We start from the raw sequence: 16,655 nt of genomic DNA, 5'->3' as shown, positions 1-16,655 counted from the left end.
CAAGATCAGAGCTGGTGTTCATCCGCTGGTCGCCCCCTTTCGATAGTGACAGATCGACAGCCACCGCAAACTAGTGGCTGGGGCCACCGGGGTCAAGAGGCCGACCTCTGTAGCTGCTTGCGAGACAGCTCCTGGCCCACGTCGACGGATCGGCAGGAACACCGCCGAGCACCGGCCCCTCTCGGAGCAGCGGGGCCTTGGGCTCGACCGGGTGGGCGGCCCGCTCGGGGCCCAAGTCCCTCGGCGAGAGGTCGTACGAGTCGCTGTTTGTCGGCCGCAGAGACGCCAGGTCCGGGAGCGAAGGCGCAGCCCCACCGACTCCACCCCGCACAGCCGTACTGAGGGTCTGGCCGTCCGACAGCGCGACGTCGAAGACCACGGCGACAGGCGGCAACCTCCCGGGCTCCCGCGACGACTACGGCACGCGGGACGACAACACCCGGCATTCAACGATGAACACCAGGGAGCCGACCATGAGCCGAGCACGTTCACGAAGACTGCACGTCACGCTGGCCGTGCTGGCCGTCACGGCCGCCAGTGGTGCGGCGCTGACGCTGCCGACGGCGTCGGCGCAACCCACGGCCGCGGCCGCGGCCGGCAGCGCCACCGGCTACGCGACACAGAACGGCGGAACCACCGGCGGCGCGGGCGGGCAGACGGTGCGGGCCACGACGGGCACCGCGATCCACACCGCCCTGTGCAACCGCGCCGCCGACGACACCCCGATCACCATCGAGGTGGAGGGGACGATCAACCACGCCAACACCGCGAAGGTGTCGGGCGACAGCTGCAACACCGCCGCCGGCGTGATCGAGCTCAAGCAGATCAGCAACGTCACGCTCATCGGCGTCGGCAGCGGCGCCGTCTTCGACCAACTGGGCATCCACATACGGGAGTCCAGCAACATCATCATCCGGAACGTGACCGTCAAGAACGTCAAGAAGTCCGGCTCCCCCACCTCCAACGGCGGCGACGCCATCGGCATGGAGAGCGACGTCCGCAACATCTGGGTCGACCACACGACCCTGCAGGCCTCGGGCGGGGAGTCGCAGGGCTACGACGGGCTCTTCGACATGAAGAACAACACGCGGTACGTGACGCTGTCGTACAGCATCCTGCGCAACTCCGGGCGCGGCGGCCTCGTCGGATCCAGCGAGAGTGACGTCTCCAACAGCTACATCACCTACGACCACAACAAGTACGAGAACATCGACTCGCGCACGCCTCTGCTTCGCGGCGGCACGGCCCACATCTACAACAACTACTACACCGGCCTGAACGAGTCCGGCATCAACTCCCGTGCCGGAGCCAAGGCCAAGGTGGACAACAACTACTTCAAGAACTCCAAGGACGTCCTGGGCACCTTCTACACCGACGCGGCCGGCTATTGGCAGGTCAGCGGCAACACCTTCGACACGGTGACCTGGTCCCCCGCCGACGACGAATACCGCCCGGCAGGCCCCAACCCGACGTCCAACACCACGGTGAGCATCCCCTACTCCCACTCCCTCGACAGCGCCACCTGCGTGCCCAGCATCGTGAACAGAACCGCGGGAGCCGGCACAGGCCTCAAGGTGTCCGACGGCACCTGCTGAACACAGCAGCCGTCCTGACGGCACGGCCAGCGGGAGACCGCCGCACCGTCAGGACGGCAACGCCACGCCAGCTGTCCACCCCGCGGTTCGCAACACCGGTATGGGATCTTGGGGTTTCCCGGTGCGCCAGCGTGATCAGCGGCATGGCGGCACCTGGATCTGGTCAACTGCATCGCCCACACAGCCTGGTTGGGCATGCTCAGTCACACCTGCCCATGGCTGACTGCTCCGGGCATGACGGGCTCGTGGCACCCACTTGGTCAGCGTCAGCGGGTGGGCGGGCGCTGAGAGACGCGTCGCCTGCGTCGAGGGCCGTGCTGTCGCCGCTGTTCTGTTCCGCTCGGGCGGCAGCGCAGGTGACGGGACGTCGTGGGAAGGCATGCCGGTGGGCGCCGGCGATGAGGAACCACGACGCGGACACGGTGGTTTGGGCCCGCGGTGCGGCCGTGAGCGCGGCGGACTGCAGGAGGGTGGGCAGACCCGCGAAGAGCAGCCCCCATCTGACGATCGGGATGAGGCTCACGGTCGTGAACTCGCCCGTCGCGGCCAGTGCTACGAATACCAGTGCCAGCGCGGCGGTGTTGCCGGCGAACACCACGGCCGACGGCGCGGCCCCTGCGCTCCGCGGGGCCGACCGTCCCGGACCGGCGGGAGGACGTGGTCTTTGCGACGTGATTCACGGCCGGGACGTTAGACCTATACATTGATGTCAAGGTCAAGTCGATGGAGAGCAGGGCGCAGCTTGAAGATCAGTGAGCTGTCTCAGCACACAGGGATCAGCAGCCGCTCGCTGCGCTATTACGAGCAGCAGGGCCTGCTTCACCCCCGCCGTCTCCCCAACGGTTACCGGGACTACTCCGAGGGATCTGTCGCATGCGCGGAGCGGGTTCGCGACCTGCTCCGGTCCGGTCTCGGCACCGAGGCCATCAAAGGCATCGGATGCTGCTTCACCGGGTCGGGCGCGTCGCTGCGGGCGACGGTGGACTCGGAGCTCGCCGCCAGCCTGGCCCACGAGCTCGCCAACATCCAGAGTCGGATCGACACACTCACCCGGAACCGCGACGCCATCCAGACCTACCTGTCTGAAGCACGTCTCACAGAGGATTGAGCCCGCACCCGCCGAGCGGCCGGCCCATCCGGCATGTCCGACGGCACCAGTCCGCATCGCCGACCAGGACCTGATATCCACTATGCGTTCTTATTCCTCGGCCAATCCATCGCGTGACGCCGCTGCGGCATCTCCGAGGGCCGTGCCCCCGGCAGTGGAGGACAGTCACGTACACAGCTCCGAGTCGCTGTCCATCAGTGAACTCGCTCGCCGGTGCCAAGTGAGCACGCGGTCGCTGCGGTATTACGAGGAGCAAGGCCTCCTGTTCCCCGCACGCAACGCCGCAGGGCATCGCCGGTACCAGGCCAGGGACGCCGACTGCGTCGGTTTCATCCAGCGCTTGTACGGCGCGGGCCTGCCGAGCGACCTGATCCGCACAGTGGTCCAGGAGTGGAAACTCCCCGACTCCGCACCCCGTATCGAGGCACTGCTGCGCACGCGGCACGCCGAACTCTCCCTTGAGGCGGAAGAACTGCACGCCAAGCTGACCGGCCTGGAAGCCGTGCTGAACGCCGTGACCGGCGACAGCTGACTTGCCCTTCACACCAGTGTGAACGTCTACCTTCCAGGCATAGGCCCCGGAGAGAAGAAAAGGGCCCATACAGGGAAGACGGCCGAATGAGCAGCTACATGCTGGCGCAGCTCCAGCTCAAGTACGGTTTCGCGAACCTGGCGCGCTACGAGGCCGCCATGGCGACAATCCGCGAACTCTTCGAATCCCAGGGCATCACGCTCGTCGCAGGCACGGTGACGCAGGTCGGACCGCTGTACGAGGCGTTCAATCTGTGGGAGATCGAGGACCAGGGCCACTTGGAACGCGCACTTCAAGCCATGACGCTCGGCGATCCCCGCGCCCTGGAAGCCATGGGTGAGCTGGACGCCACAGTGGAGCACGAACAGACGCGGTTTCTCCGATCACTCGCCTTCGCGAGGACCCCGACCACCGCGAGAGGCTTTCAGGCAGGCGCGCCCCAGCAGTGAGCCTTCTACAACCTCACGCTGACGCGTGGTGACGGATGAGGACGCTTCACCACGTTGGTCCTGTGGCTGGTGCCGCAGCGGAGCTTTCGCAAGATTCGCCGGCTCTCGAGACGCCGGCGGCACGGTCCGCACGGGGCGTACTGGGGACGATGGGAGACCCTTTCCACTGGCCGAAGAGCGGTGGTCCGGTCCCGCACGAAAGGTCCGCGCACTCGTCGAGCAGGCCATGGCCATCCTCAAGTCCTGGCAGCTCCTCCGAAAGCTTCGCTGCTCCACGGCCCGAGTCACCGCCTGCCCTTGCCCGAGCAGTCCTCATCCTTCAAATGTCCAGGTCAAGCCGCTGACGGCGAGCCTCCTTGAATCGAACTGCACACTTGGACCGTGATCATCCTCTTCGCCTTGAACGCGATTCTCGCCGCGGGTGGCGTCTTCTCCGCGATACTCGCCGCACTCCGTCCTTCGGCGCTCGTCACGAAGGGCGCCGAAAGCGTCGGTGTTCGCTTCTACGCACAGATGTACGCGGCCAAAGCCGTCCCACTCTGCCTGCTCGCCGCCGTCATTCCGTTTCTCGCCACGGGAGTCGTACCCGGCCTGTGCCTGTTCGGTGCAGCCCTCTCCCAGGCCATGGACGCAGCAATCGGACTGGGACAACGCAACCTGCGCCAGATCGTCGGCAGCACCGTTGCAGCCGTCGTGCATGCCCTGGTCGGCATCCTGATTTGGTGACGCGAGCGCGCTCGTGCCGTTCCTGTCGCGCTGAGATCATCGTGTTGCCCACGTGCGCCGCGGCCTGGGGAAGCGGACTGTCGGATGGGACGGCGGGTGCGCGCTCATGGAGCAACAGCAGGCCAGGCGCTGGTTCGCACTTCTTGGTACAACGCGTGGAGGGGCCCGGGTGCCGTGTGGCACCCGGGCCCCGAAGGAACTGCTACACCATCTGCCGGCCCTGCTACTGCGCCGGCCTTCTGTGTCCGCCGACCCGACCTGGGAGTTGTCGGGATTGCGGGGATCGCGGTTGCTTGACCGGAGACCACCTCACTATCGATGTCCTGCGGTACCCGGGCTCAACACGTCCGCCCGGGCGATCCTGATGGCGCTCGGCTCCTCCGTTCTTCCCTCTTGAACACTTACTCACCTACGGGGAACCGCATACTGCTGGGTGATGCGAACCACTGGTGACCTGATGGAGCGTCACCCTTCGGCAGCCAGCCCCGTCGCCTCTCCTGCATCTGCTCTGGCTTAGAACCCCACTGCCGAACTTCCCGGTGCGCGCGTCCGCAGCCGACGCCTTCACCGAGGTGCTGCTCACTTACCTGCACTGCTGGATACCGCGAACTGCACTTGCTCGTACTGCGGTCCTGCTCACGGCGGCCCCTGATCACTGCGGGCCACCCGGTCCGGCGGTCAGTCCCGTCACCGTCCTGCAACCGCTCTGGCTCCGGAACTCCACCACCGCACCGTCCTGCGTACTGCACTTGCGGGTCCTGCTGCCCGGCAGTTCATCTCTGCCGGGCCCTGCTGTCTCTCTGGGCTACGAGAGAAACCATAACCACACCACCGCCCAATGTCTACTCCAGCCAACATAGATTTCCGCATGTTCGACAGTGAGGTAGTCGACCTCGAACAGAACGGGAAGCGTGGGCGGAGGCCTCTGTCGTGTCCAAGTGGTGTGACGACGCGGTGGTCGGCGGCGGTGCGGTGGCGCCAGTTCGTGGCCAGCGCAGCGATGAGTTTTCCCGCCTGGCTCCGTCTGACCTAGTGGCGGGCCCCGGACGCTAACAACCCATTCGGCACCGAAAACTCCTGAACAGGCGGTCTCCATGATGGACAAACAGTTCACCGCGACCCTGCGGAAGAGCCCGAACAAAGGCGGCTGGACCTACGTCGTATGGCCCGAATCAGCCGAGTTCTTCGGCACCCGCGGCCTCGTGAAAGTCCGGGGCACGATCGACGGCCATCCCTTCCAGAGCTCGTTCATGGCTCTGGGGGACGGCACGCACAAGTTGCCCGTGAAGGCGGACGTACGCAAGGCGATCGGCAAAGGGGAAGGAGACACCGTGACCATCCGCCTGGAGAAGCGAGTGGATGCCTGACTCCGCAAACAGCAGCACCTACGACAGCCGCGCCCTCACCCGCTACCCGGGGGGGGTGGCGGAGGATCTACTTCTACGGCCCAACAAGCACACCTCACAAGGCCGGCCCTTCACCCTCCTCCTCCTGGTAGGAGTATCGCTGCTCACGCCAGACCTCGCCGAGGTTGTGATAGCCGCGCTCCTCCCAGAATCCGCGGCGGTCCTGTGTCATGTATTCGATGCCCCGCACCCATTTCGGGCCCTTCCAGGCGAACAGGCTGTCGGGGACCACCAGACGCACCGGGAATCCGTGCTCCGGTGTCAGGGACTCCCCGTTGCGGAACCGTGCCAGGAGAGTGCGATCGGACGCGAATTCGTGCTGACGGAGGTTGGCACTGTAGCCGTAGTCGGCCCAGACCATTACGTGGGTCACATCGGGTGCGGGAGGGGCAAGCGCCAGCAGCGTCGTCGCGGCGACACCCGTCCATTCACTGCCCGTGACGGACTTGCCGGAGACGCAATGGAGGTCGGCCACGACTGAGGTCAGGGGCAACTCGACGAACTCCTCGAAGTTCCAGCTGTACTTGTCGCCGGAGGCCGTGGCGCCGAAGATCCGGAACTCCCAGCGCTCGGGCCTGAACCTCGGAACAGGACCGTAATGGCGCACCGGCCACCCCTGCACCAAACGCTGCCCCGGGGGAAGAGCCGCATGCTCGCGGGCATGGGGAAGCGGCGGGCCTGGCACCTCGTCCGGCTGACCGCTGTTCCAGTCAAACCGCTGCCATCGGCCGAGCTTTCGGCGGGTGTCAAGGGTGTCGTCATGGTCGGCGCCCAGCCTCTCGGTCTGGTCCGCCAGCAACTCGGACAACGCAAGGTTGGCCTTACGGGCGAGGCGCTCCGCCAGGTCCGGGCGTTCGGCACGGGTCACCGGCCCCTGCCCTGTGAAGTGACGGGTCAGTTTCATCGCTGCCGCAGCCCTGCGGGCCGGGTCGCGGCCGGCGCCCTCCTCGAGCAGAGCCAGCGCGCCCACGAGACAGCCCTCATACTCGAGGGCGATCAGGTTCTCTTCACCGGCATCCTCCGCCGGGGCCTGGGCAACCGCGTCGGCCGCCAGCAGCATCGCGGCCGCCCTGCGCACAGCGTGTTCCTCGTACTCCTCTTGCTCGGGGTGGCCCGCCACGACGCCGTAGGCGTCCGCTGCCCGCGTCAGCAATCGGTACACCGCCCAGGAGGAGTCGGACTGTTCCCGCGGGCCGTCCAGCAACGTTGGGGGGACGAGACGTACCCAGTCGGCCGTCCTGTCGTGCTCCCCTGCCACCGCGACGAGGGCGTTCCCCAAAGCGCCGGTGGTGGTGAAGTCCCCTGGCGCGACGGGGCGGTTCAGGTCCCGCAGACGGGCGCCCTGGACCGCCGTCGACAGCGCATCGGCCAGATCCTCGGTCATGCCCAAGGCCCGCCAGCGGCGTAGCAGTGCGCCGGAGAGGAGCCCGTGCAGCCACGTCGACCTCGCGTTGTCGCATGGACTGGCCAGCAGCAGGCGCAGCAGTCTGATGGCCTCCTCGAGATCCCGTACGGCAGCGTCCTCGTCGTAGCGTTGCAGGTGGCGGTCGGCGCGCCGGAAGTGGTCGAACCACTCGGCCTCCCGCAGCCGTAGGGGCTCAGCGGCCGGGGCACTAGCTGGACCCGACGCCTCGCTTACGCTGGGGTAGAAGCGCCGGAGCACCTGACTCGATACCTCGGCGAATGCCGCCTCCGCGGGGTGCGCGTACTCGTCACCCGTCCCCGGGTCGCGGATGTGTCCTGTGGTGCCGTCGAGGTAGGTGGCGGCCAAGGCTGGGAAGTTCCGCGTGCCGCGTCCGAAGTGGCGTGACACGTAGTGAGAGAGCTCGCGCAGGACGAGGGCGGCCTCGCCGCGGTCGACGCGCTCGAGCAGCAGTTCCCGCACTCCGGCGTGGAAGTCGAAATGGATGTTGTCGATGTCGGACGACGCCTCGGGACGACGGGTGAGGAGGCCGCTGAGCAGGACCTCCGCCAGGTCCGACGGGCCGGTGTGGGGCAGCATCACTCGCTGGACGAGGCGCATGACCGGAAGGACGAGGGGCGCGGTCGCCAGATAGCGGGCGAGCCGGACGGCGTCGGGTGAGGCAACCGTGAGAAATGCGCGCAGCAGAGCTGCCGGGTCTCGAACAGCGGCGTCGGCGCGTGGCGCACGGGACGCCAGATGGCCGGGGAGCACCCAGGCAGCAGCGCCCCTGGCCACCGGCGTGGTCCCCGCCAGCAGGCGGGACCAGGTGCCGAGGGCCGAGGCCGTCGGAGCGAGCACAGGAACGGCGAGGGCGTGTGAAGCCGGGGCGGGCATCTCCTGGTGGGCTCGAAAGTCCCAGCGCGCACCATGGTCCTGCCGCCGCAGGGTGCCCGGGACCGGTGGCAGGTGGGTGCGGGACCACATGCGCTGCGGCAGCGGCTGGAGCACGGCGACCGGTGCGGTCTGTGACCACTGGTGAAGGTTGCGCTGCATTCGGCCGCTGCGCCAGATGGGCCCCGTGCAGTCGGACAGGACCAGGCTGATTCTCCGCCCGGTGGGGTCTCGGAGCCCGACGGCCGGAGCTGCCGCAGAGTCCGGTCGGGGGGAACTGGAGAATACGACAGCTCCGTTGCCGGGGAGTTCATGCAGGTAGCGCACAGAGATGTCCTGGAAGGCACCCGAGCGGCCGCACACTCGCCGCAGTTCGCGGAGCAGCTGATGCCAGGGCGCCATGGAGGTGGAGACGTCCATGAGGAGCTGCAGGCGTGCGGCGGGACGATCTCGACTCTCCATCACGGGCAGCAGAAGGCCGGTCTCAGCGGCGAGCTCGGCGGTGGCAGCCTCGTCGACGGCGGTATCCGAGGGCGCCCCCGCGGGTGGTCGGTAGTGCCGGAGGGGGCGCAGGGCGCGTCGCAGCGGCCGGGTGCCGGGCAGCGCGGCGCCGCCCGGCACATGGACGGTCGCGGGAACGGCGGCCTTACCGGGCGCTGCCCGGAGGCGCACCAGGCGGTCGCCGCCGGAATCGGCCCCTGGGGAGGGAGTGGGCGCGGGCCGAGAACCGTCGGTCTGCCCGCCGTCCGCGCTCGTACGACCGGGGGCTTCCTCCGCTCCGGCGTCCCCCCGACCGGTCGGGGAGGGAGTGACGAACCGGGCCAGCCACAGGGCATCCGCGACGGTGTCGGGGGACGCGGACAAGCCGGCGCCGGTGAGCCTGCGCAGGAACTCCTCCATCGGCGGGCCCGACCGCGTGCCGTCCTGTCCTGGGGCTCCCGCATCCCTTTGTGTCGGCTGTGTGCCCCGGGGCGGCTGCGTGTTCATGGCCTTCCTGGCCCCAGTGGACGCATCAGCAGGTCCGCGAGGCGCTCGCGGCCCACGGGGTCCTCCTGAGCGCTGTACTGGGTCAGATAGATGGCGTTGAGGAGCTGATCGGCGGCGCGCAGCCCTCCAGGAGACGCGGAGAGGAACCGCTCGATGATGTCCTCGTTCTCCTCTGCGGATGCGCTGCCAAAGTGCGCTTGGACCATGGAGGCGAGCCGGTCGGCGCTGGGGGTGCGGATGTCGAGGTGGATGCAGCGGCGCAAGAGCGGGGCGGGGAAGTCGCGTTCGTCGTTGCTGGTCATCACCACCACTGGGAACGCACGGCAGCGTACGCGGCCGTCTGCGATGGCCGCGGACGTACCGTCTTCGGTCAGCACCGTAACCGTCCCTGCCGCGTCGGCCTGGCGGGAGCGCACCAGCTCCGGGATGGAGAACTCCCCTTCCTCCAACACGTTGAGGAGGTCATTCGGCAGGTCGACGTCGCCCTTGTCGAGTTCATCGATCAGCACGACTCGCGGCCGTTCGGAGGGCAGCAGCGCCGTGCCCAGCGGACCGAGCCGCAGATAGCGGCCGATGCCGGCGTCGGTGCTGCCCGGCAGCTGCGAGTCCTGGAGCCGGCCGATGGCGTCGTACTGGTACAGCCCGTCGCGCAGGCTGCTGCGGCTGACGACGGGCCACTGCAGCACGCGTCCGAGGTTCAGCTCGTGTGCGATCGAATGGGCGAGGGTGCTCTTGCCCGTTCCGGGGTCCCCTGTGATCAGCAAGGGGCGGCGCAGGTACAGGGCCGCGTTGATCAACTCGAGTTCGTCAGGGAGGCCGCGGGCGGCGAACAGCCCCTGGGATGTGCCGAGTCGGCGGGTGGAGGCGCTGTCGAGTGCGGGCACTGGTGGCGGGGGCCCCGCAGGCTCGCCGTCGAAGGCGCGCCAAGGCGGCGGCGGGGGCAGCCGGGTGATGCCGTCGTGGGGTTCGCTCAGGCCCTGGTAGATGAGCCAGTCGCTGGTCACGGTACTCCTCGGTGCTGGAGGCGGGGTGCGGACGAAACGGGTCAGCGGTCAGGGGGCGTCGAGGACGCCCGCGGGTTTGGTCAGTGGCCGGTCGGCGTCGTCGTACATCAGGGCCAGAGGTTTGGCCCAGTAGGCGTGCGGGTCGCGGCGGTGGATCCGCTCACGCAGGACGCGCAGCAGCTCGGGCAGTTGGGCTGCCGAGCCTGCGGCGGCCAGCAGCTGGGCGGCGTTGCCGCTGAAGCTGCGGCATCGGTCGTCGCAGCCGTCCGGGGGGTGTGTTCCGGTGTTCCACAGGAAGATGCCGTGCCCGCTCTCGAGTGCCATGCGCAGGGCCTCACGGCCGGTGGCGTCGGCAGCCGGACGGCACACGACGGGAACCTGGTCCGGGCCGGCGCCGGTGAGGCCCGCGCGGCGCAGCACACGGCCGGGCGGCGGCGTCGGCAGGGCACGCAGCGGCGCCGCCGCGGCCGTGTCCTTCCAGCGCATCTCCCACAGGGGGTCGCCGCCGCCCCGGCGAGACGCGTCTCGCACGACGACTTGACGACGTACGCCCAGCGGCCAGCAGGTCGGGTCCGAGAAGTCCAGGTCGGTGACGGTGGCCTGAGGCAGCCAGTGATGCACTGCCAGATCGAAGTGCTCGGGCGGCAGGACGACCTCCAGCGGAGTGCGACGCTCGGGAGTGTCCAACTGGAGGAAGAGCCGGGCCAGCGGGCGCTGCAGGCGCACAGGCAGCTCGTCCGCCGGGATTCCGTCGCCGGACTCGTCGGAGTCGACGACGGCGCCGTCGTCGTGCTCGGGGTCGAGGACGCACAGACGCCAGTGGAAGGAGACCGAGGGCGACCACAGAACAGGTTCGAGCTCCAGCAGAACGCTGGGCCCGTCGCCGGGCCGGGCGTCGAAGACGCCGACGTGGATGTGCTCGGCGGCGGGAGGCGGGTCCTGGGGGATCTTCCCGTCGGAGTGACGCAGCACCCCCGTGTTGTTCACCCCGCCACGCAAAATGACGTCTCCTTCGGCCCATCGGGGCAGGGCGACCTGGTCCACGCTGACGTCGGTTTCCAAGCCGAGGCGACGTTTGCGGCGTCTCACCCAGCGGGCCAGCTCCGACGCCGCGGACGCCGTGTCGGGCATCGCCCCGGCGGCGAGGGCGACGAGCTTGGCGTACCTCAGATATGGCAGGGCCTCGATCATGAACTGCATCCGGTGCTGGTGGATCTCGCCGTGCCCGTCCCGCCAGTGCCGTAGAGAGGTGGAGGCCGGGAACTTCACCCGGTCGTGGAACACTTCGCGCAGCAGGGTCCTGACCAGCGTGGGGTCCTCGGGCGCCGGCAGGGCCGCCAGCAGTTCGAACAGCTCGAGCCGGTCGCCCGGTGACCAGGAGGCAGGGCTGTCCGGCAACCCGTTGCCCGGCAGGTTTCCCTGGACATCGGGCCATCCCTCGCGCAGATCGCTCTCGGCGTGCCACCGGTCGTGGGCGCAGATCAGGGCATAGTAGGGATCCGGTCCGAGGACGTCATCGGGATCCACGACGACGGGGCTGACGAACTCACGCAGTAGCGTGGCCCGTACGGCCCTGCCGCCGTCCTTGATGTCGCCTTCGGAGGTGCGCCTGCTGGCCTTCGTGAGGCCGACCAGGGCGCCCTGAGAGAGATCGACGATCGGTCCGCCGGAGGCTCCCTTGGGGATCTCCGTCTGCGGGCCCAGGCGGAAGCTGTACGGGCCGTCGTTCCCGGCAACCGCGCAGAGACCGTTCCATTCGAGCAGTTCGCCGGTACGCTCGCCGCCGGCGACATACCAGCCGTAGGCCCGCACGTCCCGCGAGGGCGGATCGCCGCGGTCGCTGAGCCAGACGCAGCCGTGGTCGGTGTCCTCCTCCAGCAGCCGTACGAAAGCGATGTCCGACTCCGGGGGGACAGGTCCGCTCTCGGGCACGCCCGTCAACAGGTAGGCGGTTCTCGCCGGGACCGAGCGGCCGTTCCACAGGCTCACGGTGTACGGATCGGGTCCCGCAGTCCGGACCACATGCGCCGCGGTCAGCGCCCAGCCGGGGGCGATCAGGCCGGCGGAGCCCCAGTGCGTGCCGTCCACGGCGCCGATCGCCGCGGTCGCCGCCCTGGCCAGCCGGTCCAGGCGCGGAGTCTGGTCAGGCATTCCCCTGCACACTGGCGACCGCGCCATCGCTCCGGTCGCCGGGTCGCCAGGTGAGCGTGACATTGAGGGTCGCCTTGGCCTCGCCGTCGGCGAGGAACGCGACCATCTTGCCGGACTTGGCCGCGAGTTCGACACCGAACGAGACGCTCACCTCGTCGGCACGCGCGGCCTCCCGGGCGGCTTCGAGCACGGAGGTACCGACCGACCGGATCACTCGCTGGACGCTGTCGACCCGTTCCAGCAAGGTGTCGAGGGCGGTGACTTCTTCCTCCTCGCCGTACTCGGTGGGCCGCTTGCGCAGCTCCAATTCGTCCGGATCGAGCGTCTCCACACGGGCGAGGACCGTCTCGCCGCCGATTTCCACTTCCCGCACCCGGTACGCCACCGCTTCGCCGCTCCCGTCACCGATCACCGTGCCATTCGCGCCCACCCGGGCCCCAACAGGTCTCTCCTATACCTGAGTTGTCCAGGCTACTTGCCGGGCGCTGACCGCGGGCCAGTTCACGGGTTGCCGTGACGGAGAACCCGAGAGTCCATCGCCCCCCGTTCACCTGGCTCATCAGTGAGAGCCGCGCCCCGGGGACAAGTCAGCGCAGGACGAGCACCCCGCGTACCGTGAAGCGCCGACGGCAGAAACTGATGCCGTTTCAGGCACCGTTTCAAGCGGCTTTAGGGTGCGGGCGGAAGTTGCAGGTCGGTGCAGTCGTGCCGCACGGCCGCACGCTCGGCGAATGCCGCCAACGCGGCTCGCGCGAAGGGCGGATCATCGGACGTCGCGCTCTGCGGGCTGATCTGGAACAGGGCGCGGGGCCCATCCCCCGGACAGTCGGCACTCGCCCAGAAGAACTCCTTGGTTTCCTCACCGCCGCCGGCCGGCTTCGCGTTCAGTTCGCTGTACAGGTCGTCATTGCGCTCGCGCAGGGCGTAAGGGCCGAACAAGGCTTGCAGGCGATAGCCGTCATCCGTTTCCTCGTCGTCCAACAAGCACGTCGCGGAGGGCGCGAACCGGTCCGCGGGGGTCTCCGTGACCGTGTCGATCCGCTTGTTGCGCGCCCAGGGCAGCCCGGCACACGTGCCGTTGGCCTCCTTGGGAGTTGAGGAGTCTGACACCGGGTCGACGACCTGCACACGGCTGCCCGGCTTGCTCTCGCAGCCCCATCGGTCGGCGGCGTTGACCGCGGTCGCGGTGACCAGTTCGGCCACCCTGCGGCTCACGCTCTTGTCGGGCTCTTCCGTAGTGAGCTGCGCGGTGGCAGTGATCGCCCTGTCCTGGTTGGTGCACGGAAGAACGACCGCGGTGTTCACGCCGTCGGTGACGCCCCGCCAGCCCCCGCCGATCGGTGTGGGAAGTGCCTCTGCGCGCAGCCGCGGGAGGTAGAACTTCAGGTCGATGGAGGTGCTGTTGGGGATGCGTGCGGCGGTGACGACGATGTCCATGCTTTCGACCCAGCAGAAGTCGTACCCCTGTTGGGGCGTGCCCTCTCGAACGTCGTGGGGCAGTCCCGTGGCCGGGTCGGACGACAGGCCCGTGAAGGCCACGGTCTCCTCGTACGGCAGCACGCCGCCGCAGTACGACTCGAGCCTGTCTTCGTAACGCCAGCGTTTCCCGGTGTCGCTCAGGCGATACCAGCCGTAGCCGCCGAGCAGCGCCAGCACCACCGTCAGCGCACCGGCCCATGCCCAGCGACGTATTCCCCGCATCCTCTACCCCCGTGATCGATCAGTCGCCGCACCCTACTCCCCGCTTACCAGTCACCCCACGGGGGTGCCTCGGGATCCGTCTCCGGCGTCAGGCCCGGCTCAGTTCGGCTGCGATCTGGTCGGCAATGCGCTCCGCACGCCGCCTTCAACTGCCGGATGGTTGGCGCTGGTTGGAGCCTTCGGGCCGACCGCCGGGCGTGCGTGAGACGATCGGGAAACAGGTCACAGGGAGAGGGATTCCATGGGGGTCAAGGGTCGGCTGCATGTCAGTGCGGAACTGGCAGGGGTGCTGGAGCGGATCGACGCGCTCGGCGGGATGCTCGATGAACGGGCCGATGCCGCCGAGGAGTTGGGGAGACTGCCGCAGGACACGGCGCGGGCGCTGCTGGACACGGGGATCGTACGGGCCGAGCTTCCGCTGAGCCTGGGCGGGTACGAGTTCGCGCCGCGGCAGCTGATCGAGACGGTGCAGCGGGCGAGCTACCACGACGCCTCGGCCGGGTGGACCATGCTCGCGCTGCAGCTGATGACCGGGACCACCGCGGCGTACCTCGCCGGGGATGCGGCGGCCGAGCTGTTCCCGGACGTGACCAACGGGAAGTACGCGTTGCTCTCCGGGCACGGCACGCGCCCCGGGCTGGCCGTGCCCGTGGAGGGCGGCTACCGGGTCACCGGCCAGTGGCAGTTCGCCTCCGGGATGGCGCACGCCACCCACATCCACAGCGCGATCCAGGTCGAGGGCACCGGTGAGCTGCGGGTCCTTGCGATGCCGAAGCCGCAGGTGACCCTGGACGGCAACTGGGACGTGCTGGGACTGCGCGCGACACACAGCGTCGACTACCACTGCACCGATGTGTACGTCCCGCATGAGTACACCTACGCCGCGACCACGCACACCCCGGTCAGCGGCGGGGCCGTGTACCGCCTCGGCCTGGTCAACATGTCCGCGATCGGGCATACGGGCTGGGCCCTCGGCGTCGGCCGGCGGCTCCTGGACGAGCTGAAGCGGGTCGCCGCGGCGCGCACCGGTTCGCGGGGCGCCGCGGTCGACACCTCTCACTTCCACGCGGAGTATGCGACGGCGGAAGCCAGGCTTCGGGCGGCGCGGGCCTGGGTGAACGACGTCTGGCAGGACGTCGAACAGACCCTGGACCAAGGCGCGTTGCCCAGCACGGAGCAGGACACCCTGATCCGTCTCGTCCTGAACCACACGACCTCGACCGTCTACGAGGTGGGCCGCACCGTACACCGCTGGGCCGGCTCCGCGGCGATCCGCCGCGGCCCGGTCGACCGCTTCTTGCGCGACCTGGGGACGGGCGCGCAGCACATAACGTCGAGCCCCGTCGTGCTCCAGAACTGCGGCAGGTGGCTGAGCGGCGCCCAGCCGGACGCCCAATGGAGCTTCCTCGACCTGGCCTGACCTGACCATCCGAGGCCGGCGAGCAGGGGGCCCGAAATCACCCGGGGCCGACCCCCAGAAGGGGTCCGGCCCCTGTCGCCGCCGGGATCGCTCGCCCGCTCCACGTATCGCATGGTCCGGGTGCGTGTGCCCTCTATGCTGGCGGCTCTGTCCAATTCAATTGCGGGGGTGGGCACTTGAAGGTCTCCTTGCAGATCGTCGGCGGCACGGGCGAGGAAGACGCTCGGTCTCTCCATGACTGGCTTCTCCTGGACCGGACGGTCCGCAGCGCCGCGCAGATGGACCTGACGTCCTCGTCGCAGCCCGTGCCCGGGCAGCAGGGCGCAGTGTTCGACATCGTGTCCTTGGCACTGGGCAGCGGCTTCAATGCCGCCGCGCTGGGGCTGTCCATCGCATCGTGGCGGGCCACCCGGCCCCAACAGCCGACTGTCACGGTCGAGCACGAGGACGGCACCAAAGTGACCATCACCGGGGCTTCGCCACAGGAGGCGCAGCGCGTGGTGGAGCAACTGCTCGCCCGGCAGTAGGAGGAGCGATGTCGAGGCTCCCCGTACCCGAGAGGTCTCAGGCCCTGTTCATCGGTGTGGACGGGTTCGAGTCGCTGGAGAATCTGCCGGCGGTGGCAAGGAACCTGACCACCCTGACCGACCTCTTCGCCGACGAGGTGTGGGGCCTGGGGCCGTCCCGGTGTCACCAGTTGCTCAACCCCGCCTCGATGCGCGAGGTCGATGAGGCCATCTTCCGCACAGCCCAGGCCGCGTCGGACACCTTCTTGCTGTATTACGCCGGGCACGGTCTGCTCGATCTCAAAGGCCGCCTCCATCTGGCCATGCCCGGCAGCGACCAGGCATCGGTCCATTCGACGGCCTTTCCCTATGACTGGGTGCGCATGAGGCTGTCGGCGTGCCCCGCGCAGCGATGCATCGTGATCCTGGACTGTTGCTTCAGCGCTCGCGCCATGGGGGTGCAGGCCTCCGGATCGAGCATGGTGGAGCTTGCCGAGGCCGAAGGCACCTACGTGCTGGCCGCCGCGGCGGAGAACGCTTTCGCTCTGGCCCCGCCCGGTGACCCGTACACGGCGTTCACCGGTGCTCTTGTGCGCGTACTGACCGACGGCATCTCCGATGCACCGGAACTGCTCGACCTCGACACCGTCTTCATGGGAATACAGTCCATTCTGAAGCGACAGGGACGCCCCGACCCCCAATGCCTGGGGCGCAACCAAGTGGGCCGCACCTTCTTCGTCAAGAACTCCGCCTACACGGCGGAGGAGGAAGAGA

The 16,655-nt window shown here is 68.7% G+C and carries 12 protein-coding genes and 4 pseudogenes; 10 read left to right on the top strand and 6 right to left on the bottom strand.

Going from position 1 to position 16,655, the window contains the following annotated elements; all coding sequences use genetic code 11:
• Window positions 1-473: 473 nt before the first annotated feature.
• The 7 genes and pseudogenes from ACIGXX_RS17875 to ACIGXX_RS17845 all read left to right on the top strand — a co-directional run.
• A pseudogene (locus tag ACIGXX_RS17875) lies at window positions 474-1,592 on the top strand (polysaccharide lyase family 1 protein); the annotation flags it as partial.
• Window positions 1,593-2,337: 745 nt separating this feature from the next.
• Entirely contained in the window at window positions 2,338-2,703 is a 366-nt protein-coding gene (locus tag ACIGXX_RS17870) for a MerR family transcriptional regulator (protein WP_366465262.1), read from the top strand.
• Between the two features lie 82 nt (window positions 2,704-2,785).
• Window positions 2,786-3,235, top strand: a complete 450-nt coding sequence (locus ACIGXX_RS17865; protein WP_399976618.1) for a MerR family transcriptional regulator — start codon at window positions 2,786-2,788, stop codon at window positions 3,233-3,235.
• An 86-nt stretch (window positions 3,236-3,321) separates the two neighbouring features.
• Complete coding sequence (locus tag ACIGXX_RS17860) at window positions 3,322-3,684, top strand: NIPSNAP family protein (RefSeq protein ID WP_351174067.1); 363 nt, start codon at window positions 3,322-3,324, stop codon at window positions 3,682-3,684.
• A 100-nt stretch (window positions 3,685-3,784) separates the two neighbouring features.
• A pseudogene (locus ACIGXX_RS17855) lies at window positions 3,785-4,028 on the top strand (IS5/IS1182 family transposase); the annotation flags it as partial.
• Between the two features lie 37 nt (window positions 4,029-4,065).
• On the top strand, window positions 4,066-4,410 hold the full coding sequence (locus tag ACIGXX_RS17850) for a hypothetical protein (protein ID WP_399976614.1): 345 nt from the start codon (window positions 4,066-4,068) through the stop codon (window positions 4,408-4,410).
• 1,097 nt (window positions 4,411-5,507) lie between these two features.
• Entirely contained in the window at window positions 5,508-5,777 is a 270-nt protein-coding gene (locus ACIGXX_RS17845; protein WP_351167913.1) for a DUF1905 domain-containing protein, read from the top strand.
• 94 nt (window positions 5,778-5,871) lie between these two features.
• On the opposite strand, the gene ACIGXX_RS17840 is transcribed toward ACIGXX_RS17845, so the two are convergent.
• The 6 genes and pseudogenes from ACIGXX_RS17840 to ACIGXX_RS17815 all read right to left on the bottom strand — a co-directional run bounded on the left by ACIGXX_RS17840 (window position 5,872) and on the right by ACIGXX_RS17815 (window position 13,955).
• Complete coding sequence (locus ACIGXX_RS17840) at window positions 5,872-6,501, bottom strand: molybdopterin-dependent oxidoreductase (RefSeq protein WP_351167915.1); 630 nt, start codon at window positions 6,499-6,501, stop codon at window positions 5,872-5,874.
• Between the two features lie 1,119 nt (window positions 6,502-7,620).
• Window positions 7,621-9,012, bottom strand: a pseudogene (locus tag ACIGXX_RS17835) (SAV_2336 N-terminal domain-related protein); the annotation flags it as partial.
• A gap of 83 nt (window positions 9,013-9,095) precedes the next feature.
• Window positions 9,096-10,103, bottom strand: coding sequence for a MoxR family ATPase (locus tag ACIGXX_RS17830; RefSeq protein ID WP_351167589.1), 1,008 nt, complete (start codon window positions 10,101-10,103; stop codon window positions 9,096-9,098).
• Between the two features lie 48 nt (window positions 10,104-10,151).
• Window positions 10,152-12,254, bottom strand: coding sequence for a trypsin-like peptidase domain-containing protein (locus tag ACIGXX_RS17825; protein WP_383825196.1), 2,103 nt, complete (start codon window positions 12,252-12,254; stop codon window positions 10,152-10,154).
• Window positions 12,247-12,639 carry a CU044_2847 family protein gene (locus tag ACIGXX_RS17820; RefSeq protein WP_351167593.1) on the bottom strand — a complete coding sequence of 131 codons (393 nt, stop codon included), beginning with the start codon at window positions 12,637-12,639 and terminating at the stop codon, window positions 12,247-12,249. Before ACIGXX_RS17820 ends, ACIGXX_RS17825 begins: the two co-directional genes overlap by 8 nt.
• 284 nt (window positions 12,640-12,923) lie before the next feature.
• On the bottom strand, window positions 12,924-13,955 hold the full coding sequence (locus ACIGXX_RS17815; protein ID WP_399976609.1) for a hypothetical protein: 1,032 nt from the start codon (window positions 13,953-13,955) through the stop codon (window positions 12,924-12,926).
• Between the two features lie 241 nt (window positions 13,956-14,196).
• Here ACIGXX_RS17815 and ACIGXX_RS17810 point away from each other — a divergent pair, with 241 nt between their 5' ends.
• The 3 genes and pseudogenes from ACIGXX_RS17810 to ACIGXX_RS17800 all read left to right on the top strand — a co-directional run.
• Complete coding sequence (locus ACIGXX_RS17810) at window positions 14,197-15,375, top strand: acyl-CoA dehydrogenase family protein (protein WP_399976606.1); 1,179 nt, start codon at window positions 14,197-14,199, stop codon at window positions 15,373-15,375.
• A gap of 176 nt (window positions 15,376-15,551) precedes the next feature.
• Window positions 15,552-15,902 (top strand): hypothetical protein, encoded by a 351-nt coding sequence (locus tag ACIGXX_RS17805; RefSeq protein ID WP_361474189.1) that lies wholly within the window; start codon window positions 15,552-15,554, stop codon window positions 15,900-15,902.
• Between the two features lie 8 nt (window positions 15,903-15,910).
• Window positions 15,911-16,546: pseudogene (locus tag ACIGXX_RS17800) on the top strand (caspase domain-containing protein); the annotation flags it as partial.
• Between the last annotated feature and the right edge of the window lie 109 nt (window positions 16,547-16,655).

Origin of the sequence: Streptomyces sp. NPDC055243 (assembly GCF_044544025.1) — a bacterium.
Taxonomy (GTDB): domain Bacteria; phylum Actinomycetota; class Actinomycetes; order Streptomycetales; family Streptomycetaceae; genus Streptomyces.
This window is presented reverse-complemented; position numbering and strand designations above follow the sequence as displayed.

Coding starts and splice junctions, on each gene's coding strand:
- ACIGXX_RS17865 (WP_399976618.1), top strand. CDS start 2,786: ATGCGTTCTTATTCCTCGGCCAATCCATCGCGTGACGCCGCTGCGGCA.
- ACIGXX_RS17815 (WP_399976609.1), bottom strand. CDS start 13,955: ATGCGGGGAATACGTCGCTGGGCATGGGCCGGTGCGCTGACGGTGGTG.
- ACIGXX_RS17825 (WP_383825196.1), bottom strand. CDS start 12,254: ATGCCTGACCAGACTCCGCGCCTGGACCGGCTGGCCAGGGCGGCGACC.
- ACIGXX_RS17810 (WP_399976606.1), top strand. CDS start 14,197: ATGGGGGTCAAGGGTCGGCTGCATGTCAGTGCGGAACTGGCAGGGGTG.
- ACIGXX_RS17845 (WP_351167913.1), top strand. CDS start 5,508: ATGGACAAACAGTTCACCGCGACCCTGCGGAAGAGCCCGAACAAAGGC.
- ACIGXX_RS17860 (WP_351174067.1), top strand. CDS start 3,322: ATGAGCAGCTACATGCTGGCGCAGCTCCAGCTCAAGTACGGTTTCGCG.